The sequence below is a fragment of the Exiguobacterium sp. s149 genome (assembly GCF_018618395.1).
GTDB lineage: Bacteria > Bacillota > Bacilli > Exiguobacteriales > Exiguobacteriaceae > Exiguobacterium > Exiguobacterium chiriqhucha.
Window position 1 is genome coordinate 145286 of sequence record NZ_JACSLZ010000002.1, and the last position, 25711, is coordinate 170996.

The window sequence follows — 25711 nt, forward strand, 5'->3', positions numbered from 1 at the left end:
TTTTGTGTTTAATAGCATTGCATGATGATTTCTGCCTCTTCAAAGCTCTTGTCTTTGAGGGCGTCGGTCGGGATGAGGAAATAAAGGATGCCGGCGTCACCGAACATGATGTCGAGTTCTTCACTCGAATCCATTTGGAATAAGAGAAACGGGTCACGGAAACGTTCCCCATACGTCTCTTCAATCTCTTCAAACACATCGTTTTGCACCTCGTCCGGATGCCCGCCCACCGCATGCAACTCGCCCTCATCGAACAGCTCCTCAAAAGCGGTATATTCTTCTTCGCTCATCAAATCAAACAGTGCATCATCGTTTTGCGCATAACCTTCCTCGAATGTGGCAGCCCGCTCCTTGAGCGCTTCGCCGACCCGTACCCGTTCAAGCGTCGTCGCTTCTGTATAGAGGACGCGCCAAAGGTGACGTTCGTCTGCGTCACCCCACGGTTGTTCGTCCAAATCATAGAAGAACGATAACATGCCTTCTTTCGGAAGCGCTTCGACCGATTCAAATCCAGCGAAGTCACTAAGCCTGAACTGTGCCAAAAACGTCAAGTTCTCTCCGGGATGGTCCGACACACTCGGTAAATCCGGATAGCCGCCAAATTTCGAATGACCGATTGCGACTTCTTCTCGTGTCGTTCGGGGTTCAAGCTTCAAGTTAACGCGCTTCGTGAACGCCGCCAAGATGTCATCCCCCTGTTCGAGCCCGTGCTGGTCAATAAACTGTTTGATTGATTGAAGTTCCATTCGAACACCTCATTCGGATATGATACAAGTAGTCTATCATACCGAACGTGTGTACCCTTTATCATTTTTTATATAGCCTTTCTCTTGACCGAATGAATGAAACTTGAGAAGATGCTTACGTTTTGAACTTATTCGTGAAAGGATGTCACATATGCAACGTCTCATCGAATGGGTGATCAGCCTTTCGCTCTTGTTTGGCTTGAGCGCACTCGGAAATTGGATTGTCGCGACGCTTGATTTAAAAGTTCCCGGAAGCGTCATCGGGATGGTCCTCTTGCTGCTCTTATTGATGACCAAACTGATTCGGGTCGAGTGGATTGAAGACAGCGCTGGTTTTTTGACAAAGCATCTCGCCTTCTTCTTCATCCCGATTGCGGTCGGACTCATGTCGTACAGTGATTTATTAAAAGCGGAAGGCATGCCGCTCTTTGCCGCCTTGATCGTCAGTCTAATTGTCGGCCTCATCGTCACCGCACTCATCTCAGGAAGACGAGGTGAGGCCTCATGACGTTATTTTGGGTGTTCATCACCATCGGCGTGTACATGTTGAGCCGAAAGTTGTCCTTCAAATGGGCGTCCCCGTTCACGAACGTCGTCTTCTTGAGCACGGCGACACTGATTGTCGTGTTGCTGTTGTCCGGACAGACGTATGATGCGTACGCTCCGGCTCGAGACGCCATCACGACGCTGCTTGGACCAGCCACGGTCGCACTCGGATTACCACTCTATCGCAACTTGCCCATTTTGCTCGCGCGTGCGAAACGGGCGCTCGGGGCCATCATGCTCGGGACGCTGTCGACAATTTTCGTCGCTGTCGGGTTAGGGACCGCGCTTAAATTGACAGATCACGTCCTGGTCGCCTTGTCCGTAAAATCAGTGACGTCACCAATCGCACTGGAATTGGCGCGGCAACTGCAAGGTGACGCCGCACTCGCCGCGTCGGTCGCCGTCGCTTGTGGGATTCTCGGGGCCATGCTCGGTCCGACGATTCTGACGCGCTTCAACGTGACCGACCCGTTCACACGAGGATTGGCGCTCGGGACGCTGAGCCACGGCATCGGCACGGCCCAAGCAGCCACAGAACACCCGCTGTCAGGGGCGACAGGCGGCGCCGCGATGGGTCTGTCTGCCATCTTCACGTCATTCGTGTTGCCGTTTCTACTTCCTCTTCTGTTTTGATTCGGGAAGAAATCGGGCACGAAGAGAGGCCATTGCGCCTCTCTTTTTATTTTCAAACAATTTCGATACTTTTCAAAACGGCTCTCATGCTAAACTAAATGAGAACAGATTCATCAGAGGAGGCAGACCATGCAATCGAAATTGATTGAACGTTTAATCACGTATGCAAAAATTGACACACAGTCCGACTTCACGAGTGAGACGACACCGTCGACGGCGAAACAATGGGATTTGATTCGCCATCTCGAGACCGAGTTGAAAGCGATTGGACTCGAAGACGTCGAGACGGATGAATACGGCTACTTGTTCGCCACGCTTACGAGCAACGTCGACCATGACGTACCGACAATCGGGCTCCTCGCCCACGTCGATACGGCGACCGACTTCACCGGGACGAACGTCAACCCGCAACTAGTCGAGCATTACGAGGGTGGCGATATCGTCTTGAACGAGGCGCTCGGTGTCATCTTGTCGCCGCGTGACTTCCCGGAACTCGACGGCTACGTCGGCCATACGCTCATCACGACAGATGGGACGACGCTGCTCGGGGCCGATGATAAAGCCGGCATGGCTGAAATCGTCACCGCTGTCGAATACTTATTGGCCCATCCGGAAATTCCGCACGGACCGGTCCGCATCGCCTTCACACCGGACGAAGAGATTGGCCGCGGCCCGCACAAGTTCGACGTCGCCCGCTTCAACGCCGACTTCGCCTATACGATGGACGGTGGCCCGCTCGGCGAACTCCAATATGAGAGTTTCAACGCCGCCGGTGCCACGGTCACGTTCCATGGGACGAACGTTCACCCGGGCAGTGCCAAAAACAAGATGGTCAACTCGATGAAATTGGCGATGGCATTCCACAACCGCCTTCCGGCCGATGAGGCGCCAGAGCATACGAGCGACTATGAAGGCTTCTTCCATTTGAACGGCTTCTCTGGCGACGTGGAGACGACGACGCTCCAATACATCATCCGCGACCACGACCGCACGAAGTTCGAAGCGCGCAAAGCGTTGCTTGAAAAACTCGTCGTCGAATGGAAACAGAAATACGGCGAAGCGCGCATCGACTTGAAGATGGACGACCAATACTACAACATGGCCGAGAAAATCGAGCCGGTGAAACATATCGTCGACACGGTCGCCGATGTCATGCTCGAACTCGGTATCGAACCGAAAATCGAACCGATTCGCGGCGGGACAGACGGCTCGCAACTGTCGTATATGGGACTCCCGACCCCGAACATCTTCACGGGCGGCGAGAACTATCACGGCAAGTTCGAGTACGTCTCCGTCAACAACATGGAAAAAGCGACCCATGTCATCATCCAGACGCTCCGCACGTTCGCTGAACGCGCGCGAGCATAACACATGCGCCTCCAATCGTTCTCTTCTAGAATAGAGACATTGGAGGCGATTTTTATGAAGCATACGTTTCAAATGAACCTCGACTGGACCGGCGGACGCAATGACGTCGGTACGCTCGAGGCTGAACGGTTGAAAACACAAATCTCGATTCCCCCGGAAATGGATGGGCCCGGCATCGGGACGAACCCTGATGAGATGCTTCTCGGTGCTGCGGCTACTTGCTATATCATCACGCTCGCGGCCATGCTCGGGCGCAGTGACCTGCCGCACCGTGGCATCACCATCGACGCCGAAGGCATCGTCGACGTGACGAACGGCGTCTTCACGTATGAGACGATTCGCTACACGACCCGCATCAACGTGCCGGCAACAGCCACAGACCGTGACCTCACGCTCGTCGAACGGATTGCTAAAAAAGCGAAAGACGGTTGCATGATTTCACGCGCCTTGGCCGGCAACGTCACGTTCGAGCTCGACACGACGGTCACACGCGTCGACTGACGATGTATCGCTTCGCACAACCCCTGCATGAAGGGATCATCTTGAAACGGCGCAATCGGTTCGTGATGGACGTGTTGCTCGGTGACACCGTCGTCGCCTGTCACTGTCCGGTCACAGGCCGCATCGGCGATCTCGTCTTTGACGGGGTGCCTTGTCTCGTCTCGACGACGAACGACCCGCGACGGCACACGGCCTAAACGGTAGAAGCCGTCTCAATCGATGCGGATGGACAATGGATCGGGATTCATCAAGGTCGCGCCAACGATTTCGTCGCGCATTGTTTGGACACGGACGCATTACCGGTCTTTCCTTCCCCCAAACAGGTGGGGCGTGAGCAAGTCGTCGGGTCATCACGACTCGATTTCAAGGTCGATGGTGTTTATATGGAAGTGAAGGCACCACTCGCCGAGCTGTTCGTGACGCCTCTCTCGCGCTTTGAACGACGTGCGGTGACGAGACCGGTCGAGACCGAACGGTTGATGCGGCATCTCGAGACGTTGATTGCGACGTTGCCTGAAACCAAACGGGCTGTCCTGCTGTATGTCTTCCTATACGACGCGCCCGTGTTCACCGGCAATCCGAACCGGAAACAAGACGCACGGATTCGCCAGATGATTCGCGAGGCGATTGCGGACGGACTAGAAATGTGGCAAGTGAACGGCGAGCTGACCACAGAAGGGATTCGTATGATCCGTTGCGTTGAGACAACGAATCATTTCAAGTAAAAAAGCCATCGCTGATGGCTTTTTTACTGTAACAACAGTGGGGTCACGTATGCCTCGATGACGGCCGAAATGGCGAGGAGCGGCACCGCGATGAAGAGAAACATCTTCACGCCTGCCACAAATAGCGCCTTGAACGTGACGTCCGTCTCTTTCCCGCGCAGTTTCTTCCACACGTAACGGTTGAGCGATAATCCCATCGCCGCTCCGAGCAAGATGGCCGAAATCTCGGTGATTCCGTGCGGCAAGATGCCGAGCACGATGACCCGGACGACCGATTCGCCGGCGAACCCGACGAGCATGGCGACTAAACCGATGACAGCGGCGTTGATGACGACGAACACGTATGGAATGAAGAGCGGAATCATCCCGAGCAGGAAAGCGAACAACGTGACGCGTGTATTGTTCACGAACAAGGCGATCATCGTCTCGCGCGCGCTCGTATCGAACGTCAAGCCCCTCGATTCAAACGTATCTCCGAGCTGGGCTAAAATCTCGTCTACTTGATCGGGTGCGATAAACGATCGAAACAAGAAGTACGACCCGATGCCGGTAATGATGAAAAGGATCCACAGTCGCAGAAAGTCGTTCCGATAATAGTTCGACCACGCCTCGCGAATGGATAGTGATGTTTTCATTTGAATTCCCCCTTATCAAGCTATACGAATCTCGTCAACGTTCGTTTCATTTTTACCCACGACTGCGCGTTTTCCAAAAACGTGATACAATACACGTCGTAAACAAATCAGAAAAACGAGGGATCCTATACATGATTACAGTAAATAACGTAAGTCTCCAATTCGGTGGACGCAAGTTGTTCGAAGACGTGAACATCAAGTTCACACCAGGCAACTGCTACGGCTTGATCGGCGCAAACGGCGCCGGGAAATCAACATTCTTAAAAATTCTTGCCGGTGAGCAAGAGACGACAACAGGTGACGTCAGCTTCTCGCCTGGCGAACGCCTCGCTGTCCTTAAACAGGACCATTACGCGTACGAAGATCAAGCGGTACTCGAGACGGTCATCATGGGCCACGAGCGTTTGTATCAAGTCATGAAAGAAAAAGACGCCATCTATATGAAGGAAGACTTCTCTGACGAAGATGGTATGCGCGCGGCTGAACTCGAAGGCGAATTCGCCGAGATGAACGGTTGGGAAGCTGAATCAGAAGCTGCCATGGTCCTTCAAGGGCTCGGTATCACGGACGCATCACACCACAAGCTCATGAGCGAGCTCACAGGTGGCGAGAAAGTCAAAGTCCTCCTTGCACAAGCATTGTTTGGCAAACCTGACATTCTTCTCCTCGATGAGCCGACGAACGGTCTTGACCTTAAAGCGATTCAATGGCTCGAAGAGTTCTTAATCAACTTCGAGAACACCGTCATCGTCGTATCCCATGACCGTCACTTCTTGAACAAAGTATGTACGCACATGGCCGATCTCGACTTCGGTAAGATTCAATTGTACGTCGGGAACTACGACTTCTGGTACGAGTCGAGCCAACTTGCTTCACGTATGGCCAACGACCAGAACAAGAAAAAAGAAGAGAAGATCAAAGAACTTCAAAACTTCATCGCCCGTTTCAGCTCGAACGCCTCGAAGGCGCGTCAAGCGACGTCGCGTAAGAAGTTGCTCGATAAAATCACACTCGACGATATCCGTCCATCATCACGCCGTTATCCGTTCGTCGGCTTCTCGATGGAACGCGAAATCGGGAATGACGTACTCTACGTCGACAACGTCTCGAAAACAATCGATGGCGTCAAAGTACTCGATAACGTCACGTTCTCACTGAACAAGACGGACAAAGTCGCATTCGTCGGCCGTTCGGACGTCGCCATCACGACACTCTTCAAAATCATCATGGGTGAGATGGAGCCCGACACAGGTACAATCAAATGGGGCGTGACGACGACACAGTCTTACTTCCCGAAAGACAACTCAGAATACTTCGAAGGCTCAGATAAGAGCATCTTGGATTGGTTACGCCAGTTCTCACCAGCAGACGAGTCGGATACGTTCCTTCGCGGCTTCCTCGGTCGTATGCTCTTCTCAGGCGAAGAAGTCATGAAGAAAGCATCTGTCCTCTCAGGGGGAGAGAAAGTGCGTTGCATGCTCTCGAAAATGATGCTCTCGAACTCGAACGTCCTCGTCCTCGACGATCCGACGAACCACTTGGATCTCGAGTCGATCACAGCGCTCAACAACGGTCTCGAAACGTTCAAAGGCGTACTCCTCTTCAGCTCGCATGACCATCAGCTCATCTCGACGATTGCCACGCGCATCATCGAAGTGACGCCGAACGGGATTGTCGACAAAGAAGCGACGTACGACGAGTTCCTTGAGAACGAATCGCTTCAACAGCAAGTCGAGTCACTCTATCAGAACGCATAAGAAAAAAACGATCGGCCGCGGCCGATCGTTTTTTTATTTGACCTCGACCGTCTCCATGATGTGTTCATGGATGTCATGGCCTTTTGTCACATGGACTTGGACGTTGTACGTACCTGCCTCAGGGAACGTATGCTCACCTGCATAGCTTCCGCCTTCCGCTTCATCAAGCTTCACCCAGTCGTGCTTGTCCGCTCCGTCTTTGAACACTTCGAGTTGGACGTCCGCACCCGTCAACGCCTCATGCTCAATTTCGACGTTGACTGTGAACGGTTGGACTTCATTGGCGACAGCTTGAGTCGGATCAAGGACGATGTCCGCTCCCGCGTGGTTGTGATGGTCTTGCTCAGCTTCGGCTTCGGCCTCGGCCGCCGTCTCAGGATGGCCGACCGTAACGTTCGTCGTCGGCATCGTGTGCATCGATCGAGCCGTCACGTGCACTTGTACCGTATAGACCGCTTCATCGGAGAAAGTTGTCTCCGCCTCATACACTCCGTCTTCTGTGAGCGACGCTTTCGTCATCTCACTCTCTTCCTTGGCGCCATTTTTCCAGACCTCGAACTTAATCTCGTCGGCATCATCGACCGCTTCACCGTCTTGTGTGACGCGCACCGCCAACGTGACCGTCTCGTCTTTGTCCGCCGTGGCCGGAACGTTTAATTCTGCTTCTACCGGTTCCATCGACTGCACCGTCTCCGTACCACTGGCCGTTTCATCGGCTCCGCACGCCCCAAGGACGAACAGACCGACTAGACCAAATGCCACCCCGAACCGTTTCATTGATTTGCTCATGTTGAATCCCCCTATTCAATCGCTTACATTCTTCACACATTGTTCATGATAGCACCCTTTTTTAGGAAATGTGTGAGGATTGTGTGATATTTGACACGTTTGTCACTCATAAATTGAACACAAATATTGAGAGTCATTATCCAAAAATTCCTTTCCCTATTTTTAGGGTTAGACGATGTTTACCACTAAAAGGGGGTATATAAAATATATACACAGCTCAATATATGGAAAGCCTTAACATCAAGATACATACACCCAAGAATGGAGGCGAAACCAAAATGAAGAGCAAGTTTGTACGTGTGTTGATGGCCTTGTTGATCATGTTGGCACCGTTAGTCGCTTATCCAAAATCGGCTGACGCCGCCGCTTCGAAATTCATCACGAGCGTGAATACGACGAGTAAAGTTGTCGCGTTGACGTTCGATGACGGGGCGGATGGTGCGAATACGAATAAGATTTTGGACATACTTGCCAAGAACAACGTCAAAGCCACTTTCTTTTTGACTGGATCAGGCGCCAATAACCATCCTCAATACATTAAAAACATCGCAGCTAAAGGTCACCAACTCGGTAACCATTCGTATACCCATCCAGACTTCACAAAGTTGACCGCCACGCAAATGAAATCAGAACTTGATCGGACGGAAGTGCTCATTAAATCGCTGACTGGCAAAACGACAAAACCAATCTTCCGGGCACCGTTCGGCGCCGTCAATAGCGCCGTGTTGAGCGGAGTCGGCGCTGCCGGCTACGGTTATACGATTCAATGGAACATCGATACCGTGGACTGGAAAGGAGTCACTGCTAGCCAAATCAATACGAAAGTACAGGCGAACATCAAACCAGGCTCAATCGTCTTGATGCACACCGGTGCCGGCGCTCCAGGTACACCACTCGCCTTGCCGACGATGATTGCCCAGTTGAAAGCGAAAGGCTACAAGTTCGTCACCGTCTCGCAATTGCTCGCTTACCAAAACACATCTACCAGCAAAACGTATACCGTCAAATCAGGCGATACCCTTTATAGCATCGCCCGAGCTTACAACGTCACAGTCGCTGCGCTCGCTGCGGCCAACAAAATTACAAACTACAGTCTCATCTACGTCGGACAAGTGCTCGTCATCCCGGGTACCACTGTAACTCCTCCACCTACGACGACCGTCAAGTATACGGTTAAATCGGGTGACACGCTCTATAAGATCGCCACTTTGTACAAAACGACCGTCGCTAAGATTGCAGCCGCCAACAATATTACGAACGTCAACTCCATCTATGTCGGACAAGTGCTGATCATCCCAGGTACAACCGTCACACCACCGACGACTACGGTGAAATACACGGTAAAATCAGGGGATACGCTCTACAAGATTGCGACGATGTATAACACGACTGTCGCTAAGATTGCAGCCGCCAACAATATTACGAACGTCAGCTTGATTAGCGTCGGGCAAGTGCTTACAATCCCACGCTAACCAAAAAAGTGTCCTCCGCTTTTCGGGGGACACTTTTTTATGCGCCAAGACACTCATCGACCATCGCGATTGCGACGTTCGCGTCATCAATTCCATGGACGAGCACACGACCGTCTTTAAATAAAAGCATCCGATGATTCCGCCATCGCCATTCTAATGTGAACGGTGTCTGTTTCACAGCGATGTCCGCACGCTCGAGTTGATGTGCGATTGGTTCAAGCCCTTCGATGGACCGACGGACTTGGACGACGTCACGCCCACAGAGGAGTGCTGTCTGTTGCCGATTCGGGACGAGGCTCGGATAGTCGTGAATTTGACAAGAAGGACAAGACACATCGACGAGACGTGCGACATCTAGTCGCTGTGACTGGTTTTCCCACATATCTTCAATCAAGAGTCGACGTTCCATCTTTTCATGACGCCCCGTCAAATATTTCAATGCCTCAACGGCTTGACGACTTGCCACATGTTGAACGATTGGCGCTACCACCCCCGCTGTCGCGCACGTTTGCCCGGCTAGCGGCAAATGACGCATGAGACAACGAAGACACGGCGCTTCTCCCGGCATCACCGTGTAGTTCATGCCGTATGCCCCGACGCAAGAGGCAAACAAGAACGGAATGCCACGCTCGAGTGCGAAATCGTTCAATAGAAGACGCGTCTCGACGTTATCGGTTGCGTCCAAGATGAGATCAACGGACGGCAAAGGCCGAAGCCAATCCCACGAGACATCGGCGATTTGAGCGTCCAACTCAACGTCTGAGTTGATGGCCCGCAGGCGTTCGAGCGCTGCGACCGCTTTCGGCGTCTCGGAACGTGCGTCCTGTTCCGTATAGAGCGTCTGTCGTTGTAAGTTCGTCACCTCGACATAGTCGCGGTCGACGAGGATGAGCGAGACGCCGGCCCGAACAAGTTGATCGCTAACGGCCGCCCCGAGCGCGCCGAGACCGACGACGAGCACGCATTTTTCCATCAGACGTTCTTGGCCCTCCACCCCGATGCCGTGGAACCGGGCCTGCCGCGCGTAACGTTCTGGGACAGGTGTCATCGGATGTAGTCCCCTGACTTCCCGCCTTGTTTCTCGAGCAAGTACGTCGGTCCGATGACGATGCCTTTATCGACTGCTTTCGTCATATCGTACACGGTCAAGGCGGCGACCATTGCTGCTGTCAACGCCTCCATCTCGACACCGGTATCGCCTTTCGTCTTCACAAACGACTCGATGATGAGCTGTGTCCCGTCCCATTCGAACGTCAAATCGACTTTTTTCAAGGCGAGTGGATGACACATCGGGATGATGCGGCTCGTCTCTTTGGCGGCCATGATGCCAGCCACTTGAGCGACGGCGAGTACATCCCCTTTTGCAAGACCCCCATCCGTGATGAGTTGTTTGAGTTCACCGCTCAGTTCAACTGATGTACGGGCCCGAGCAGTACGTGTCGTTTCCGGTTTATCCGAGACATCGACCATCCGCGCCCGCCCTTGGTTGTTCATATGTGTCAATTCCATCGTTTACCCTCCGCTCACCATTGGAATGACGGCGACCGTGTCCCCGTCTGCAACCGTGTATTCGTCCGTCTCATAACGCTCATTGACCGCGAACATGAGACGTTCCGCTCCTGACACGCCCCGCTCGGCCAAATCCGCTCGCAAGGCGGCGATTGTTTGTGGCGCTGAAACGGTATAGGACCGGACCGCCAACTCTTCTGCCACGTGGGCAAAACATAATACCTCAATCATGTGTACGTCACTCCTTCCGGGCGTCCTGGGTGTTGTTCTTTTTGATCACCCATCCATTTCGTGCCGTCGGTCCAATGCTCCCGTTTCCAAATCGGGACAATTTCTTTGATGCGTTCGATGGCGTAACGATTCGCCTCGTAGGCGTCGGCGCGATGGGAAGAACTCGTCGCGATGACGACCGCTTCTTCCATGATATCGAGTCGTCCAATCCGGTGATGGATCGCCGTCAACGCACCAGGCCAACGTTCCGCCACTTCTTTCGCGATTTGTTCGAGCATCTTCTCGGCCATCGGCACGTATGATTCATACTCCAAGAGTTCGGTCTGTTTGGAACCAGTCATTTCTCGCACCGTCCCGATAAACAGCACGACCGCCCCGACGTTTCGATGCCGGACCGTTTCGTAAAGTGCCATCGGTTCGAGCGGATGTTCATTCACTTGATACCATTTCATCCTCCATCCACCTTTCCACTGAACGCATCAACCCGTCCTTGTCTGCCACGGAGTCTCCGCATGCGATTACGTTCGTCACATCGATCGGTTGTTCATGCCCGTCTCGCACGAGCACCACTTTCGGATAATCTTTCCGTTTGTATCCTTCGATGAGCACGATGTCGACGTGCGCCTCGTACCAGTTGAGGAGCAGTTCAAACGTATCGACCGCTTGCCACTCGATCAACGTCCCGTCTTCACCGATCACACTCGATAGCACGGCACCAGCCAACGCGTGACGGTGCGAGTCAGTCATCGGCAAGTCGAACGACCCTCCGTGACCGTGGTGCTTGATGACGCCGACACGGAGCCCCATCGCCGACAAGCGTGTTGTCAGCTCAGAGACGAACGATGTCTTGCCACTATTTTGATAGCCGACCACTTGTAAAATCAAAGCCGATCGATGATTCGACATCGCACCGTGTCTCCTTTCTGAAACCCTCTCGTCCCGCCTGGCAGATGAATCAACGCGTTACACGTCGCGAGCGAGGAGACGATGCCCGACTTATCTTTACCGCTCGGATGAACGACCGTCTGCCCGGTCGCATCAATCGTCACATGTCCACGGACGAAGCGGTCGAACGGATTCGGTTTCGGGAAATCGACACCGAGTTCCGCCAAAATGACAGGACGTTCCGTTTGTCCGAACAACGTCTTCATGTACGTACCGACAAACAGTTCCGTGCCGACAAAACAGGCAGACGGATTGCCGGATAAACCGAACAACAGCCGACCTTCGACATGCGCGACCGTCGTGACGGATCCTGGACGCATCCCGACTTTATTGAACAGTACTGTCGCTCCGAGCGCCTCATACACATCCGGTAAATAATCGAAATCGCCGACCGATACCCCGCCTGTCGTGACGATGGCATCACTCGTCTGAAGAGCTTCTTCGACCGCCCGCTTCGTCGAAGTGAACGTATCCGGCAAGATGCCGCCATACGTTGCCGTGCCGCCAAGCTCCTCGATTTGGGCAAGAATCATATACGCATTCGAATTATAAATTTGCCCGTCGGCTTTCTTCCGCCCCGGTTCGACGAGCTCGTCTCCAGTCGCGAACACAGTGATGTGTGGTTTCACGTACACGTCGACTTGTTCATAGCCGAACGTTGCGAGCAAGGCGATGACGCCTGGATTGATGCGGGTGCCTCGGCCGACGATATGCGTTCCTGCCGCCACATCTTCCCCGCGATAGGAGATGTTGGCATCACGGGCCGGTCGTTTGAACGTCACGACTCGTTCATCCGCTTGTACGAGCTCGAGCATGACGACCGCATCGGCTCCGTCTGGAATTTTTGCCCCGGTCATGATGCGAATCGCCTCGCCGGCGCGGAGCGGTTCTCCGACGTGTCCAGCTCCCTGAACGTATTGAATGGGTAATGTCACCGGTTCATCGCGGTTCGCAGTCAACAAGTCCGCGGAGCGGACAGCAAAACCGTCATACGGCGACTTGTCAAACGCCGGAACGTCATGCGTCGCGACGAGATCCATCGCTAAAATCCGTCCGTTCGTCCGATGCAACGGTACCGTTTCCGTCCGACCTCTCCCCGTCGCTTCTTCGACGCGTACGACCGCCTCGTCAATGGCGAGCGGCTTACGAAATAGCGTCGATCCCTTTTCCATTACTCCACTTCCTTTCCTAGCACTTCTTCATAATCTCTCAGTGTGTTCACATTTTTAAACCAGTCCCGTTCAGCAAACGAGACGATTGTCGCCTCTGTCAAGTGAGGCATGACCGCCCGTTCGCCTCGACGTAACGCGGCTTCGAACTGGGACAGTATCGAGCGGGGATACAAGGCGATGAGCGGATGGATTCGATTGTCGGCGTAGGCGACAACCGGCTGATTCCCTCGTTCTATCGCAAGCCGTTCATAAACGGGCGACGGCAACAAAGGTGTATCACACGCACAGATGGCATACCATTCAGCCGGGACGTGCCGCATGACGGTGACGATGCCAGCGAGCGGCCCCATGCCGCACCATTCTCTGTCGTCTTCGAGTTGATAGGGTGTCATCGACTGTCCGGCCGGCACGACGCTCCATTGGGACGTCGTCGTGGTACTAAGCGTCTGTCGTGCCCGATCTTCAAACGAGACGTCCTCATAACGGGCTTTCCATTTGGGAGACCCGAACCGACGTGACTTCCCGCCTGCCAAGACGATCCCAATCATCGTGTCGCTTCCCAGACGATATGGGAGAGCTCAGGGAGAATCAAGCGAGTCATCGCCAAGTCGACGGCGCCTCGCGACCCTGGCATCGAAAAGATGATCGTATCCCCGATGCGTCCTGCTAAAGCTCGCGACAACATCGCCGCCGGTCCGATATCTTCCGTGAAGCTGACATAACGGAACAACTCGCCGAAACCGACCATTTCCCGGTCAAGCAGCGGTCGAATCGTCTCAATGGTGACGTCCCGTTTCGTGATGCCCGTTCCCCCGGTCGTCAAGATGACGTCCATTTTTTCGTCGACCATTCGTCTGACGGCCGCTTCGATTTCAAATGGATCATCTTTCGTGATCTCGCGGTATGTGACCGTATGTGCTTCTTCTTTTAACAGCGTGCAAATATGTTCGCCTGACACGTCCGTATCGAGTGTGCGCGTATCCGAGATCGTTAAAATCGCTGCCCGGACACGCTGTGTGTTTTGATGTACATGGTTGTGTGCTTGCATCGTCTTCATCCTCCGATATAACTCATTTCAATCCGGTTACGTGTCCGACTCCCAGTTCGCGACCGTTCTTCCGAATAGCGGTCGTCCCGTACTTCCCATACCATTTTCAGTGTCATGGCAATCAATTCATCGCTCGCCCCACTGCGGAGCAATTCGCGGATATCGGTCCCGTCTTCTGCGAACAGGCACGTGTACCATTTGCCATCACTCGATAGGCGGCCTCGCGTACACGTTCCGCAGAACGGTTGGCTGACCGAAGAGATGAAGCCGACTTGCGCCCCATCCGTGTAACGGTAACGTTGTGCGACTTCTCCTAGTGTTTCGGGTGCAAGCGGTTCAAGTAATCCATTTCGTTGTTTCAACACCTCAAGAATCGATTCAGACGACACGACATGTTCGACGTTCCATTCATTCGCCGTGCCGACATCCATGAACTCGATGTAACGGAGTGTGATGTTCCGTTCTTTGAAATACGCGGCCATCGGGGCGACTTCATGATCGTTCCAGCCTTTTCGGACGACCATGTTCACTTTCACTTCGAGCCCTTGCCGTTTCGCCTCATTGATTCCTCGTAATACCGTCTCGGGCGACGTGCCGCGTCCGTTCATCATCCCGAACGTCTCGGCCGATAAGGCGTCTAGACTGACGTTGACCCGGTCGAGCCCAGCTTGCTTCAACACTTTCGCCATCCGTTCTAAATAGACGCCGTTCGTCGTCAACCCAATCGTCTCGATGGTCGTGACCGCGCGAAGGCGGCGAATCAGTTCATCGAGATTCGGCCTGAGTAGAGGTTCGCCCCCGGTCAGACGCACTTTTTTCACGCCGTGTGGGGCGATGATGCGAACGAAGCGCTCGATCTCGTCAAACGATAACAACTCATCTCGTTTTAAAAATTGGTGGTGGCGGAACGCCTCTTCCGGCATGCAGTATCGGCAACGAAAGTTGCATTTATCAATGACTGAGATGCGTAAGTCTTCCAACGGTCGTCTCCGTCGATCGGTCCATGGTGTCATCTTGGTTCATCCTTTCTATCCATCAACGACAGCAGGGACCCTCACAGTCCCTGCGTCGATTTGTCAGCGAATCGGCTTTTCAGCACCGCTGCGCAAGTAATAATAAATTGTGGTGGCAATCGAAATCGCATAGAGCCCTAGCATGACGAACAACGCACCGTTGAACGAACCGACGAGCTCGAGCGACCAACCGAACATCTTCGGAATGAAGAAGGCGCCGTAAGCAGCAAACGCTGCGGAGAATCCGACGACGGCCGGTGTCTTCGTCGCCACGAACACGTGGGGAATCATCGCGAACGTCGCTCCAGAGTTGAGTCCTGTTGCGATGAACAAGACGACGAAGGAGATGAAAAACATCGTCAAGTTGCTGTTCGTGATGGCCATGATGACACTGATCGTACCGAGCGCCATGATTCCGAACACGATCAATGTCACTTTGGCCGCTCCAATCTTATCACTGATCCAGCCCCCGAACGGACGCGAAGAGGCGCCAAGGAAGGCACCAAGGAAGGCGAGCGCCATCAAGTCCGACTCAGGGAACTTTAACTTTAAAATCATCGGGAACGCTGCGGCATATCCAATGAAGGAACCGAACGCCGCCGTGTAGAGCAACGTTTGAATCCAAAAATGTTTGTCTTTAAACACGCTCGCCTGTTCACGAAGCGATTGACGCGCGGTCGGTAAGTTATCCATGAACAAGTATGCGCAGACCGTCAAAATGATGGTCGGCACGACCCAAAGGAGCGCGGCGTTTTGAAGCCAAATCTCTTCGCCGGTCTCGGTCACGAGGGCGTTCCCGCCGATGAACCCGAAAATACTTGTCGTGATGACGAGCGGTGTGATCAATTGGACGAGCGAGACGCCCAAGTTCCCGATGCCTCCGTTAATCCCGAGCGCCGTCCCTTTTTTCGCTTTCGGATAAAACGCGCCGATGTTGGCGTTTGATGACGAGAAGTTTCCGCCGCCTAGTCCGCAAAGTGCGGCCAAAATCATGAATACCCAATACGGCGTATTGACGTTTTGAACGGCATAGGCGATGCCTAGGAGCGGCAACAACAAAATCGATGTCGAGAAGATCGTCCAGTTCCGACCGCCGAATATACTGTTTGCGAACGTATAGAAAAAGCGCAACGTCGCCCCGACAAGTCCAGGCAGTGCGGCCAACGTGAACAACTGGCCTTGCGTAAAGCTAAACCCGATCGAATTCAATTGGACGGCTGCGACCGACCACATTTGCCAGACGATGAATGCAAGCGTCAGTGCCGGGACCGAAACGAGCAAGTTCCGATTGGCGACTTGTTTTCCCGTTCCTTCCCAAAATCCCACATCCTCTGGCTTCCACTCGGCGAGTGCGTGTGACCCTTTGTCTAATTGTTGCATGGTCTATTCCTCCTCTTAACGGTTCAATTCGTACCCTAATCCCATCCTATCGGCCGTCCCCTTAAAAAAGTGTGCCTTCTTTCACACTTATTTCGCATCTTGAGTTTTTTTCTCACCCTGTCATCAATCTGTGACAAAATCGCCTATCTTTTGTTTCTGTGACATTGAACACAGAAAAAACCTCCCCGATTCCTTATCGTAAGGAATAGAGGAGGGATTAATTTGTCACATCTCATTCAAATCCACTGTGCGCCCGAAGTTCGCTTGGCGCTACAACCATATTTCTTCAGTCAAGACGGGGCCCACGTGTTCCGTGTCTTCGGCGTCGCGATCGCCGAGGCTGCGTTCACCGAGACGGGGCTCGATATCACATTCCCACTTGAAAGTCCGTTAGAAGAACTAGAAGCGCTGCACACCTTGCTCGTTCGGATCGACACTCACCATGACGTGACGATCGATGACGCACAGGCAGTCATCGGTTACTTAGGGGACGGGACCACGGTCACCGTTTATCGCCATTTCAAACGATGGCTCGACTTTTTATCTGCAGCGCGTGTCCGCTCGATGGAAGGTGTCGTCGTCGAGGTCCGCGCCAACGGGATCAAGCTAGCCGAAGGCGTGCTCCGGTCTTATGCGTTGATGGAAGATGGCGAGTTTTATGTATCGGCCTGTACAATCGAGGCCGATGGATTGGAGCATTTTGAAGGCGAGCTATCGCTTGCCGCCGTAATGTGATCAATCGATGACACAGACCGAGACCGGACAGTCCTCACAATGGTTGAGCAGTTTCAACCGGTCGAGGTCATGGATAATGATTTGACGGGAAGGGAGTGAAATAATCCCTTCTTGGGCGAGCTCGTTCAACATGCGATTCACGCGTTCACGCGATGTCCCGCAATAGTTGGCGAGCTCTTGGTTTTTCAGTTTCAAGTCGATGAGAATACCGTCTTCGACTTCCACCCCATAGCTGTTCGCCATACGAATGAGCGTCGAGTAGAGCGCTCCTTTTTTCCCGTTCAACACCAAGTCTCTAAATTTCGTATGCTGTTTCCGCATATGTTCGTTGATCATGACCATGAACTCGCGGACGAATTCCGGGTTCGACGACAAAATCATCGTTTCAATACGCTCGATTTTGACCGCATAAATTTCACTATCTTCTAACGCCTTGGCGTTAAATAAATATTTTGGTTCGATTGCGAATAACGTCAACTCTCCGCAACAAGCCTCAGCGCTTAAACAACGTAACGTCAATTCTTTTCCATTTTCCGTCAATTTCGAAATTTGGATCAGTCCACTCTTTACAATATAAAATTCAGCTGCGTCTTCTTGTTCTCGGAACAGAAAACCGCCTTTTGGGACATGAATGATGCGATGTGCCAATTTTTTTGTTTCCTCGAGCACCATCGCTTTACTTGAATGAGCCATTTCCACCGACCTTCCTTAAAACATGTTGCGCCATATGAAAGCTTGCCTTCATTCTAAACACAAACCCCCTCGAAACGCAATCAACATTTGGAAGCGTTTCAAGGGGAGGACTATTCTTTCGTACGATATTCAATTTTTTTCCAATATCGATATAATAAGCCGATCAATCCGACATTGATGACGGCGATAATCATATACAGTCGCATCGAGGCGTGATCATACACCATGTAGCTCTCAATCGTATATTGCAAGAGTACCATGTTTGTCGCGAGCAATATGACCAATCCGATTAAACTCCAACCGTTACGCCCCATGATGAATCTCTCTTCCGACCGCAAAAATCTTCCCGTTCTCGATTTCAAGCAAGATTTTAGGGAGTTCCCGTTGTGGCGGACCGGCCTGTGGTTGGCCGTCGACACCGAAGTAACCACGGTGGCACGGACAGAGAAGGACATCTTCTTCCTCCACATAAAACACCGGACACTGCAAATGGGTGCATTTGTTGTTATAGGCAACGAACTCACCATTCTTTAAATGAACAAGCAACGATGGTTCCGTACCCGGATATTCAAATTCGAGTGATTTCCCGCGCTCTAGCGCCTCGACCGTCGTGATGAACTGACGGTCAGTTCTCGGCTCGCTTCGAACGAAGGCCGCGATATTGAACGGGACGGTCGCGAGACCGAGTGCGATACCGGCGCCGAACGTTGATTTGATGAACGCCCGTCGATTCAGTTTCACGTCATCGGCCCGGCTCAAGTTATCGACGAGTGCGGATAATCGTTCCCGGTCTTTTGATTCATTTGACATAAGTCATCTTCCTTTCCATCTCAATCGGAATAGACGCCAAAGAATTCAGGGACGTAATTCCATTTATCGTCTTGCGAAGGCTTTTTCCCTTCGATCATGTTCATTTGGACGCGTTGACGACGGAGTTGCATCATCTCGTCATGGTCAATGAAGCGAATCGCATCCGACGGACAAACCGACGCACACATCGGCGCGATATCATGTTTGGAGCGGTCGTAACACATGTCGCACTTATACATCTTATTCTTCTCAAAGTCGAACTTCGGAATCCCGAACGGACAAGCGAACGTACAGTTCCGGCAGCCGATACATTTTTCTTCCGAAGCCGATAACACGACGCCCTCTGGCGTGATTTGAATCGCATTGGCCGGACACACTTGAGCACAAGCCGGATTTTTACACTGCATACAGATCATTGGGAACGTCTGACGGTTCTCCGAGAAATCGATATAATCCACATAGTTGCGCTCGAGCCCCTCGTGGTCCCCGCATTCGCGGCAAGCTGCCTGACAGGCCCGACAGCCGATACAACGTTCAAACTCTAAATACATGACCTTATTCATTTCGTATGAACCTCCTCATCCATGACATGACAGCTCGTCGCAATCGCATGGTCCGCCATGAACGGCACGCTTGATCCGAGCGGGACCGTCAACGGATTAATGTGTAACGGGGTGTTGGCCGGTAACTTTTTCATTTGTACCGCACATACCTTGAACTCCGGCATGCGTGACATCGGATCGAGACACGGGTTCGTCAATTGATTGATGGCGAGCTCCTTGCCCCAATGATAAGGGACGAAGACCGTATCTTTTCGAATCGCCTTCGTCAAACGTGCTTCGACGACCATCGATCCGCGACGTGTGCGGAGTTCGACTTTGTCGCCCGTTTGAAGGCTATAACTTGATGCCAACTCCGGATGGATCTCCACGAACGGCAGTTTTGACATCGTGCTCAAGAAGTCGACACGGCGCGTCTGATTGCCTGACAAGTAATGGAAGACGACCCGACCTGTCGTGAGCGTGACCGGATATTCTTCATTCGCATATTCACCGGCCGGCCGATATGTGACGACAGGCAAATTCGCTTTTCCGTTCGCCGTTCCAAACCGTTCTTTGAACATCGTCGGTGTGCCGGGATGATCTTCGGACGGACATGGCCAAAAGACACCATACTCGTCGTCGATTCGTTCCCATGTGATCCCAGAGTAGTCAGCCGCTCCACCTTTCGTCGCGATGCGGAACTCTTCCCAGATGTCACGCGCCGTCTCATACGGGAAGTACTGTCCGCGTCCCATCCGCTCAGCGATCCGCTTCATGATTTCCCAGTCTGGGAGCGAGTCGCCGAGCGGTTCGCGCACTTTCCGGATCCGAATGACACGTCCTTCTAGATTTGTCGTCGTCCCTTCGTCTTCGGCCCACGAACAAGCCGGTAAGACGACATCCGCGAACTCACAAGATTCCGACATGAAGAAGTCACTGACGACGAAGAAATCGAGTTTGTTGAAACTGTCCCACACGTACGGAAGGTTCGGTGCCGAAACGGCTGGGTTCGAACACATGAGGTGCATCGCCCGAATCGTTCCCGCTTGAATCTCATCGAACATTTCGAACGCGGACACACCTGGTTTTGGCATCTCGGAAGGATCGATGCCCCAAACCCCGCTCACATATTCAACGGCTTTCGGGTCAGTTAATTTCCGGTAGCCTGGTAACAGGTCTGCTTTTTGTCCATGTTCTCGTCCACCCTGCCCGTTCCCTTGCCCCGTCATCGTGGCGACGCCCGAAGCAAACTTCCCAATCATGCCTCGTAAGAGCGCCATCGACGTATAGAGCGAGACATTGTCGACGCCTTTTGACTGTTGTTCGACGCCGCGGGCGAACAACATGACCGAACGTGGGCTCTTCCCGTAAATATGACCGGCCTTCTCGAGTTTTTCGATGGCGACACCGGTTACCTCACTCGTCCGTTCGAGCGTCCAGTCTCGGACCGACGCTTTCAACTCTTCGTAGTTATCGCAACGCTCATCCACGTACGCTTGATCAACATAATCGTGTTCGACTAAAAAGTTGAGCAATCCCATCGCAAGCGCCGCATCCGTCCCTGGCTTCAAATCGAGATGGACATCGGCGACGCGCGCCATCGGAATTTCACGCGGGTCGGCGACGATGATTTTCGCGCCTTTGTCTTTCGCCTTCCAAATATGTTGCGTCGTCGTCGGATGACATTCGGCGATATTCGAACCGGCGACAAAGAATGTGTCGACGTGCTCGAACTCCGTCCATGGAAGCGTCGCTCCGCGGTCAATCCCAAGTGTCTTTAAGAAACCGCCGGCAGCTGACGACATGCAGAAGCGACCGTTGTAATCGATGAACCGTGTGCCGAGTGCGACCCGGGCATACTTCCCGACGAGGTAACATTTTTCATTCGTCATCGAGACGCCGCCGAAGACGGACACCGCATCTTTCCCATGCTCTCGTTGAATGCGTTTAAAGTTCGCTTCGATCACGTCGAGCGCTTCTTCCCATGTCGCTTTTTCAAACTTGCCGTTCCGTTTGATGAGCGGAGTCATGATGCGGTCCGGATGTTCGATCGTTTGATAGGCCGTGACGCCTTTCGGACAAAGTTTTCCTTTGTTGACCGGGAAATCGTAGCGTGGTTCAACGCCTTTGACGGCCCCGGTTTTCTCATCGACCCGGATATGCATGCCGCACTGCATGCCACAGTAACAACAGTGGGTCGTGATCAACTTTTCACCCGGTTTGATTAAATTCTGTACTTCTGGCGACGTTAAAAAGTCACTCATCGTCTTCCCCTCCATAGAACGTTTCCGCTCTTCGTTTTGAAAATCCACTGACGTGATAGCCGTTAATCGTTTGAAGCGGATAATGCATCCCGTCACTTCCGGGCCGTCCGAGCGCCGAATCGAGCCGGGCGCGACGACGACAGGCGTGACAGAGGTCTTGGACCGTGTGCGCCGCATCGACTTTCACGAGTTGGTCCGACCCCTCGAGCAATTGTTTCACTTGTTCAATCTCTTCAAGCGTGCCGGTCGGTTCGCCGCACTTAACGCACAGGTGTCTCATCTTTTGCCTCACCTTTCGTCTCCTTCGGTCGGCCGAATCCTGGCATCGACATGCCGGTGTTCGTATCGACCGGGTGCGTCGGTAACTGTCCGTTCATCAAGTTCAATTGCATCTTCACACGCATCGAACGTCGACACGGTTGGCAGTAATCAGAGAGCTGGGTCCCGTCACTGAGCCCGAGCTGGATCGTCTGTGCTTGCAAAATCGCTTGGACGTCCTCGACTTGATTGTCCGTCGCATAACGTGTCCCGCACCCGGCGCAGACACGTGTCTCATCTGCCTCAACTTCCCGGTAGTTCATCGGGACACTGGCCGCCATCGGTCGGACCGGCAAGTGGAACAGTTTACCGAACGGGAAGTAACATAAAAAGATGATGACGGTCAATTGATGGAACAAGGCGAGCTCGTGATGGATGAAGCCTCCGAAGAACACGTACGAAACGGTCAGCAACAACCCCGAGACAGTGACGATGAGCAACATGAGGAGCGGTAAAATATCAAATTCGAACCGCTGGGTCACTTTCACGTCCTGGTCGTTGATCCGGCGATAGAGCGCCATGAGCACGCCGACGAGCAACATGAGCGCGGTGATGTTCAAGCCGTTATAGACGAGCTCCGCGAACAACCCGTGCGCGGCCATCTTGATGGTCGGGATGTTAAAGACGACAATCTGATACGTCTCGATATCAATCAAATCAAACCGCATCCATTGGAACGTCAGCCCGAATGTGATGGCGAACGACCCGAGACATCCCCAGGCAATCAACATATGTTGGGTCCAGCGGTACCAGCCACGTTCCCAGATGAACTTCTGTAAGACGATGTTGTTGACGGTCGTAGCGGCGACGGCCTTGCTGGCCCGTTTCTTTTCTGCCTTCATTTGTTTGAGGCTCCGCTTCAATACTTGTGAGGTGGCCGGCCGTGCAAAAAATAACGTCAAGCGGACGACCATCCCAATCATGCAAATGACGGCGGCGATATAGTAGCCGAACAGCGCCATGTCTACGTGCTCAAATCCTGCCGAGGCGATCCATGTCGAGAGCACCAAGACGGTGAATCCTACGAACGACCACTTTGCGGCGGTCGAATAAAAATAACGATCGGACATATGTGTTCCCCCTTCTCTTTCCGAGCGACTTCATAGTTTCATCATAAAGATGACATCTCGACTTAACTGTTACTTTTTTCACAGATAAGCGATTCGAGACGTGACAGAATAATGAACGAAGGAGGCGTTCCCTTATGAAATCATCGCTTAAAATCATGTTATTCCTCACCATCGCGGCCATGCTCGTCGTCTTTTCCATCGGTTTCGTCTTCGCCAATCGAGCGACGACCGAACCAGATGTCGAGGGGTATGTGATTGAAATAAATGAATCTGACCGCACCGCACTCGTCATCAGCGGAATTACCGCAGAAGAGGCCACGCTCTCTCCTGACACCTTGTTCGCACAAAGTGAACCGGAAGACGTAAGCTGGTTCAAGTTTCAAGTGAAAGCCACGTTCGAGCAAATCGCTGTCGGGGACCACGTCCACATTTGGAAAAAGACCGGTCCGAGTATCTTAAATACTCCGAACCGGTCTTATGTGAAAAAAGTCGATGTGATCGACTAATATGAACGCTTGCCATAACGTTCACTCAGCCAGAGGACTAAAAACGCCAAACCAACCAACCATCCGCTCCAGACGAGTGCCTGGGTCATATCACCGTTAATTGTCGCCATATAAATCGCTGTGGCGAGCGTCATCGTCTCGCCCGGGATATTTCCGGCAATCATCATCGTAATTCCAAACTCGCCGATTGATCGGGCGAAGCCGAGGACGAAGCCGCTCGTCAACGCGGGTAACAGCAGCGGAATCGTCACGTAGGTGAACAGTTGACGCTCTGACCCGCCGAGCACGCGTCCGGCCTCATACCATTCCGCATCGAGTTGTTTGAGACCGAGACGAATCGTTTGGTAGATGAGTGGGAACGCGGCCAAGGCGGACGCGATGACGTTCGCCTGTTTGGTGAACAAGATAGTAATCGGTAACAATCCGCCGATCCCGTTGTTCCCGAGGACAATCAAGGCGTATAGTCCGATGACTGTCGGCGGCAAGATGAGCGGCAGTAAAAACACCGTCTCCAACAGCCGCTTTCCTTTGAATTGACGGTGATGCATGAAATAGGCTACTCCGAAGGCGAGGACGAAGGCGCTCACCGTCGCCATCATCCCGACTTCGAATGTGAGTTGAAGTGGAGATTGCGTCATTTAGAAAATCCTTTCGCTAAAAAGTGAGCTTGGATCTCATCGTCAAACAAACGCGCGTAAACATCGCGCACGTATGGGTTGTGCGTCAACCGAACCGCCGGATACGCGATCGTACCCGTCGCTTCAAACGGGACCGCCTGAAGCGACTCGACGTCCGTCGTCAGTTCAGTCTTATAGACGAATCCCGCATTGGCGTCGCCTTGTTCGATGAGCGTCAACACTTGTCTCACATTCTGGGCGAACATGATTCGTGGTTCCACTTCTTCCCACACGCCTTCCACTTCTAACGCCGCTTTCGCGTAGCGACCGGCCGGGACATTGACCGGATCACCGATGACGATCCGAGCACATGCGTTCAAGTCGTCCCACGTCTCCGCGCACGGTTTCCCTTTCGGTGTCACGAGCCACAGCTCGTTATGCAAGAACGCATCCCGCTCTAGAATTGGGATTTGTAATCGGTCGACATCATCAACGCTCGCGGCTAAAAAGATATCTGCCGGAGACCCGTGATCGATTTGTGCTCGCAAGGCGCCGCTCCCGTTCGTCACGACCCGAACGTCGATCCCATCGAATTCCGCTTCAAGTTGTCGCTCTACCGCTTCTAAAGCCGGTCCTAAGCTTGCCGCCGCCAAAATGGTCACGGTGGTGTCCTCCGAATCTGAACTCGACCAGACTTGACTTAGTAATAAGGCGACCGTCACCCCTACGATGACTCCACTCACCCGTTTCATGATTAATCACTCCTTTGCCTCCCCTTTATCGTAGCGCTTGATTTGCCTCTCATCTGTATCAAACGTCACAAAAAGACACCCCCACGTAAGTAGAGGTGTGCCACTGCTTAAGCGAACGTGCGCGCCCGCGGGAATAAAATGTTGTTTTCGAGATGAATGTGTTCAAATGTATCCGATTCGAGCGCTTCTAACCGTTGATAGACAAGACGATACGTCCCACACGCTCCTTCAGGCGGCGTATAGTCGTTCGTGATTTGACGCAACTCTTTTAAAATGTCACCGGCTGCCGCGTGTTCTGACTCGAGCGAGGCCAAGATGTCATCAAGCTCCCGTCTCGTTTCAGCTGTCGGTGCCGTCTCGTGACGAAGCAACGTCGGGAAGTCTTCTGTCTCTTCTTTGACGATATGTTGTTCAAGTTCCACTTTCAATTGATTGAACAGTTGATGAATGCGTCCGAGGTGCGGATGGTTTTGTCCGTGAACCCGGAACACTTTTGTCACATATGGTGTGAGCTGTGGTAATTCGTCCGTCAAAAACTGGTGATGCTTATAAATGATGTGCTCAATCAATTCCGATGAAGAAGCAGCATCCCAATCGATGCTCTTCTCGTTCATCTCTTGCTTGCGTTGATAGAGCGCATTGACTTCTTCTAAAATGTCTTCCGTCGACCGTTTCGATTTGTCAGTCGCTTCAGCGAGTGGCCGGTTGCCGCCACAACAAAAATCGATTCGGTTCCGTTTGAAAATGTCTGCCGCTTGCGGGCATTGTTTGACGATTTCAGATACGTGCGTATCGCCCGTGAATGTCTGTGTCATCTGTCATAACCTCCATATTCATTTTGACATGTTCAGCGTAGCAAGAGTTTGACGACAAAAATGTGAAATACGTCACATTTAAGTGAACAGGATGCACGCGTTCTGAATTTGGACACAAA

General features: G+C 52.7%; 33 protein-coding genes. 10 read left to right on the plus strand and 23 right to left on the minus strand.

Annotated elements, in window-relative coordinates; all coding sequences use genetic code 11:
* Nucleotides 1-8 precede the first annotated feature (8 nt).
* A complete protein-coding gene (locus tag KNP81_RS03915) occupies nt 9-746 on the minus strand; it encodes a YwqG family protein (protein ID WP_214718544.1) in 738 nt (245 codons plus the stop codon).
* A 151-nt stretch (nt 747-897) separates the two neighbouring features.
* Between KNP81_RS03915 and KNP81_RS03920 the strand changes: the two genes are divergently transcribed.
* From KNP81_RS03920 to KNP81_RS03945, 6 genes are all read left to right on the plus strand, one after another.
* Nucleotides 898-1254: a CidA/LrgA family protein gene (locus KNP81_RS03920; protein ID WP_214718546.1), complete on the plus strand. Its 357-nt coding sequence runs from the start codon at nt 898-900 to the stop codon at nt 1252-1254.
* A complete protein-coding gene (locus KNP81_RS03925; protein WP_214718548.1) occupies nt 1251-1925 on the plus strand; it encodes an LrgB family protein in 675 nt (224 codons plus the stop codon). Before KNP81_RS03920 ends, KNP81_RS03925 begins: the two co-directional genes overlap by 4 nt.
* A 129-nt stretch (nt 1926-2054) precedes the next feature.
* Nucleotides 2055-3293 (plus strand): peptidase T, encoded by a 1239-nt coding sequence (gene pepT / locus KNP81_RS03930; RefSeq protein ID WP_214718555.1) that lies wholly within the window; start codon nt 2055-2057, stop codon nt 3291-3293.
* A gap of 54 nt (nt 3294-3347) precedes the next feature.
* On the plus strand, nt 3348-3794 hold the full coding sequence (locus tag KNP81_RS03935; RefSeq protein ID WP_214718558.1) for an SACOL1771 family peroxiredoxin: 447 nt from the start codon (nt 3348-3350) through the stop codon (nt 3792-3794).
* Nucleotides 3795-3796: 2 nt separating this feature from the next.
* Nucleotides 3797-3991 carry a hypothetical protein gene (locus KNP81_RS03940; protein WP_214718560.1) on the plus strand — a complete coding sequence of 65 codons (195 nt, stop codon included), beginning with the start codon at nt 3797-3799 and terminating at the stop codon, nt 3989-3991.
* Between the two features lie 45 nt (nt 3992-4036).
* Nucleotides 4037-4519, plus strand: a complete 483-nt coding sequence (locus KNP81_RS03945; protein ID WP_353048074.1) for a DNA/RNA nuclease SfsA — start codon at nt 4037-4039, stop codon at nt 4517-4519.
* Between the two features lie 23 nt (nt 4520-4542).
* Here the strand turns inward: KNP81_RS03945 and KNP81_RS03950 are convergent, their stop codons facing one another.
* Nucleotides 4543-5154 (minus strand): stage II sporulation protein M, encoded by a 612-nt coding sequence (locus KNP81_RS03950; RefSeq protein ID WP_214718562.1) that lies wholly within the window; start codon nt 5152-5154, stop codon nt 4543-4545.
* A gap of 131 nt (nt 5155-5285) precedes the next feature.
* Here KNP81_RS03950 and KNP81_RS03955 point away from each other — a divergent pair, with 131 nt between their 5' ends.
* The gene (locus KNP81_RS03955; protein WP_214718566.1) at nt 5286-6911 is read left to right on the plus strand and encodes an ABC-F family ATP-binding cassette domain-containing protein; all 1626 of its coding nucleotides are present in this window, start codon (nt 5286-5288) and stop codon (nt 6909-6911) included.
* A 33-nt stretch (nt 6912-6944) separates the two neighbouring features.
* Here the strand turns inward: KNP81_RS03955 and KNP81_RS03960 are convergent, their stop codons facing one another.
* Entirely contained in the window at nt 6945-7700 is a 756-nt protein-coding gene (locus KNP81_RS03960; protein WP_214718568.1) for a FixH family protein, read from the minus strand.
* Nucleotides 7701-7978: 278 nt separating this feature from the next.
* Here KNP81_RS03960 and KNP81_RS03965 point away from each other — a divergent pair, with 278 nt between their 5' ends.
* Nucleotides 7979-9172: a LysM peptidoglycan-binding domain-containing protein gene (locus tag KNP81_RS03965; protein WP_214718573.1), complete on the plus strand. Its 1194-nt coding sequence runs from the start codon at nt 7979-7981 to the stop codon at nt 9170-9172.
* Between the two features lie 37 nt (nt 9173-9209).
* Here KNP81_RS03965 and KNP81_RS03970 read toward each other — a convergent pair whose 3' ends face one another.
* From KNP81_RS03970 to KNP81_RS04015, 10 genes are all read right to left on the minus strand, one after another.
* Nucleotides 9210-10220 carry a ThiF family adenylyltransferase gene (locus KNP81_RS03970; protein WP_214718574.1) on the minus strand — a complete coding sequence of 337 codons (1011 nt, stop codon included), beginning with the start codon at nt 10218-10220 and terminating at the stop codon, nt 9210-9212.
* Nucleotides 10217-10681: a cyclic pyranopterin monophosphate synthase MoaC gene (gene moaC / locus KNP81_RS03975; RefSeq protein WP_214718575.1), complete on the minus strand. Its 465-nt coding sequence runs from the start codon at nt 10679-10681 to the stop codon at nt 10217-10219. Before moaC ends, KNP81_RS03970 begins: the two co-directional genes overlap by 4 nt.
* A gap of 3 nt (nt 10682-10684) precedes the next feature.
* Nucleotides 10685-10912 (minus strand): MoaD/ThiS family protein, encoded by a 228-nt coding sequence (locus KNP81_RS03980; RefSeq protein WP_015880400.1) that lies wholly within the window; start codon nt 10910-10912, stop codon nt 10685-10687.
* The gene (locus tag KNP81_RS03985) at nt 10909-11364 is read right to left on the minus strand and encodes a molybdenum cofactor biosynthesis protein MoaE (RefSeq protein ID WP_015880399.1); all 456 of its coding nucleotides are present in this window, start codon (nt 11362-11364) and stop codon (nt 10909-10911) included. The genes KNP81_RS03980 and KNP81_RS03985 overlap by 4 nt, the downstream gene beginning before the upstream one ends.
* On the minus strand, nt 11342-11818 hold the full coding sequence (gene mobB, locus KNP81_RS03990; protein ID WP_214718577.1) for a molybdopterin-guanine dinucleotide biosynthesis protein B: 477 nt from the start codon (nt 11816-11818) through the stop codon (nt 11342-11344). The genes KNP81_RS03985 and mobB overlap by 23 nt, the downstream gene beginning before the upstream one ends.
* Entirely contained in the window at nt 11794-13029 is a 1236-nt protein-coding gene (locus tag KNP81_RS03995) for a molybdopterin molybdotransferase MoeA (protein WP_214718579.1), read from the minus strand. Before KNP81_RS03995 ends, mobB begins: the two co-directional genes overlap by 25 nt.
* Complete coding sequence (locus KNP81_RS04000; RefSeq protein WP_214718582.1) at nt 13029-13577, minus strand: molybdenum cofactor guanylyltransferase; 549 nt, start codon at nt 13575-13577, stop codon at nt 13029-13031. Before KNP81_RS04000 ends, KNP81_RS03995 begins: the two co-directional genes overlap by 1 nt.
* Nucleotides 13574-14077: a MogA/MoaB family molybdenum cofactor biosynthesis protein gene (locus tag KNP81_RS04005; RefSeq protein WP_114164944.1), complete on the minus strand. Its 504-nt coding sequence runs from the start codon at nt 14075-14077 to the stop codon at nt 13574-13576. The genes KNP81_RS04000 and KNP81_RS04005 overlap by 4 nt, the downstream gene beginning before the upstream one ends.
* Nucleotides 14078-14082: 5 nt before the next feature.
* Entirely contained in the window at nt 14083-15090 is a 1008-nt protein-coding gene (gene moaA, locus KNP81_RS04010; protein ID WP_214718584.1) for a GTP 3',8-cyclase MoaA, read from the minus strand.
* Nucleotides 15091-15153: 63 nt separating this feature from the next.
* Nucleotides 15154-16470, minus strand: coding sequence for an MFS transporter (locus tag KNP81_RS04015; RefSeq protein ID WP_211781932.1), 1317 nt, complete (start codon nt 16468-16470; stop codon nt 15154-15156).
* Between the two features lie 222 nt (nt 16471-16692).
* Between KNP81_RS04015 and KNP81_RS04020 the strand changes: the two genes are divergently transcribed.
* Entirely contained in the window at nt 16693-17205 is a 513-nt protein-coding gene (locus KNP81_RS04020; protein ID WP_214718586.1) for a hypothetical protein, read from the plus strand.
* Here the strand turns inward: KNP81_RS04020 and KNP81_RS04025 are convergent, their stop codons facing one another.
* From KNP81_RS04025 to KNP81_RS04055, 7 genes are all read right to left on the minus strand, one after another.
* A complete protein-coding gene (locus KNP81_RS04025; RefSeq protein ID WP_034780597.1) occupies nt 17206-17898 on the minus strand; it encodes a Crp/Fnr family transcriptional regulator in 693 nt (230 codons plus the stop codon). It abuts the gene before it with no gap.
* Nucleotides 17899-18008: 110 nt separating this feature from the next.
* Complete coding sequence (locus KNP81_RS04030) at nt 18009-18212, minus strand: hypothetical protein (protein ID WP_214718588.1); 204 nt, start codon at nt 18210-18212, stop codon at nt 18009-18011.
* A complete protein-coding gene (locus KNP81_RS04035; RefSeq protein ID WP_034780593.1) occupies nt 18202-18708 on the minus strand; it encodes a QcrA and Rieske domain-containing protein in 507 nt (168 codons plus the stop codon). Before KNP81_RS04035 ends, KNP81_RS04030 begins: the two co-directional genes overlap by 11 nt.
* A gap of 20 nt (nt 18709-18728) precedes the next feature.
* Complete coding sequence (locus KNP81_RS04040) at nt 18729-19271, minus strand: 4Fe-4S dicluster domain-containing protein (RefSeq protein WP_015880388.1); 543 nt, start codon at nt 19269-19271, stop codon at nt 18729-18731.
* Nucleotides 19268-21514 (minus strand): molybdopterin oxidoreductase family protein, encoded by a 2247-nt coding sequence (locus KNP81_RS04045; protein WP_034780591.1) that lies wholly within the window; start codon nt 21512-21514, stop codon nt 19268-19270. The genes KNP81_RS04040 and KNP81_RS04045 overlap by 4 nt, the downstream gene beginning before the upstream one ends.
* On the minus strand, nt 21507-21794 hold the full coding sequence (locus KNP81_RS04050) for a hypothetical protein (protein ID WP_114164958.1): 288 nt from the start codon (nt 21792-21794) through the stop codon (nt 21507-21509). The genes KNP81_RS04045 and KNP81_RS04050 overlap by 8 nt, the downstream gene beginning before the upstream one ends.
* Nucleotides 21775-22902, minus strand: coding sequence for an MFS transporter (locus tag KNP81_RS04055; RefSeq protein WP_114164959.1), 1128 nt, complete (start codon nt 22900-22902; stop codon nt 21775-21777). The genes KNP81_RS04050 and KNP81_RS04055 overlap by 20 nt, the downstream gene beginning before the upstream one ends.
* 134 nt (nt 22903-23036) lie before the next feature.
* Between KNP81_RS04055 and KNP81_RS04060 the strand changes: the two genes are divergently transcribed.
* Nucleotides 23037-23408, plus strand: coding sequence for a DUF3221 domain-containing protein (locus KNP81_RS04060; RefSeq protein ID WP_214718590.1), 372 nt, complete (start codon nt 23037-23039; stop codon nt 23406-23408).
* Here KNP81_RS04060 and modB read toward each other — a convergent pair.
* From modB to ric, 3 genes are all read right to left on the minus strand, one after another.
* Nucleotides 23405-24046 (minus strand): molybdate ABC transporter permease subunit, encoded by a 642-nt coding sequence (modB, locus tag KNP81_RS04065; protein ID WP_214718593.1) that lies wholly within the window; start codon nt 24044-24046, stop codon nt 23405-23407. The two genes, KNP81_RS04060 and modB, sit on opposite strands and share 4 nt — an antisense overlap.
* On the minus strand, nt 24043-24777 hold the full coding sequence (gene modA, locus KNP81_RS04070; RefSeq protein WP_214718595.1) for a molybdate ABC transporter substrate-binding protein: 735 nt from the start codon (nt 24775-24777) through the stop codon (nt 24043-24045). The genes modB and modA overlap by 4 nt, the downstream gene beginning before the upstream one ends.
* 107 nt (nt 24778-24884) lie before the next feature.
* Nucleotides 24885-25592: an iron-sulfur cluster repair di-iron protein gene (gene ric, locus KNP81_RS04075; RefSeq protein WP_029596325.1), complete on the minus strand. Its 708-nt coding sequence runs from the start codon at nt 25590-25592 to the stop codon at nt 24885-24887.
* Between the last annotated feature and the right edge of the window lie 119 nt (nt 25593-25711).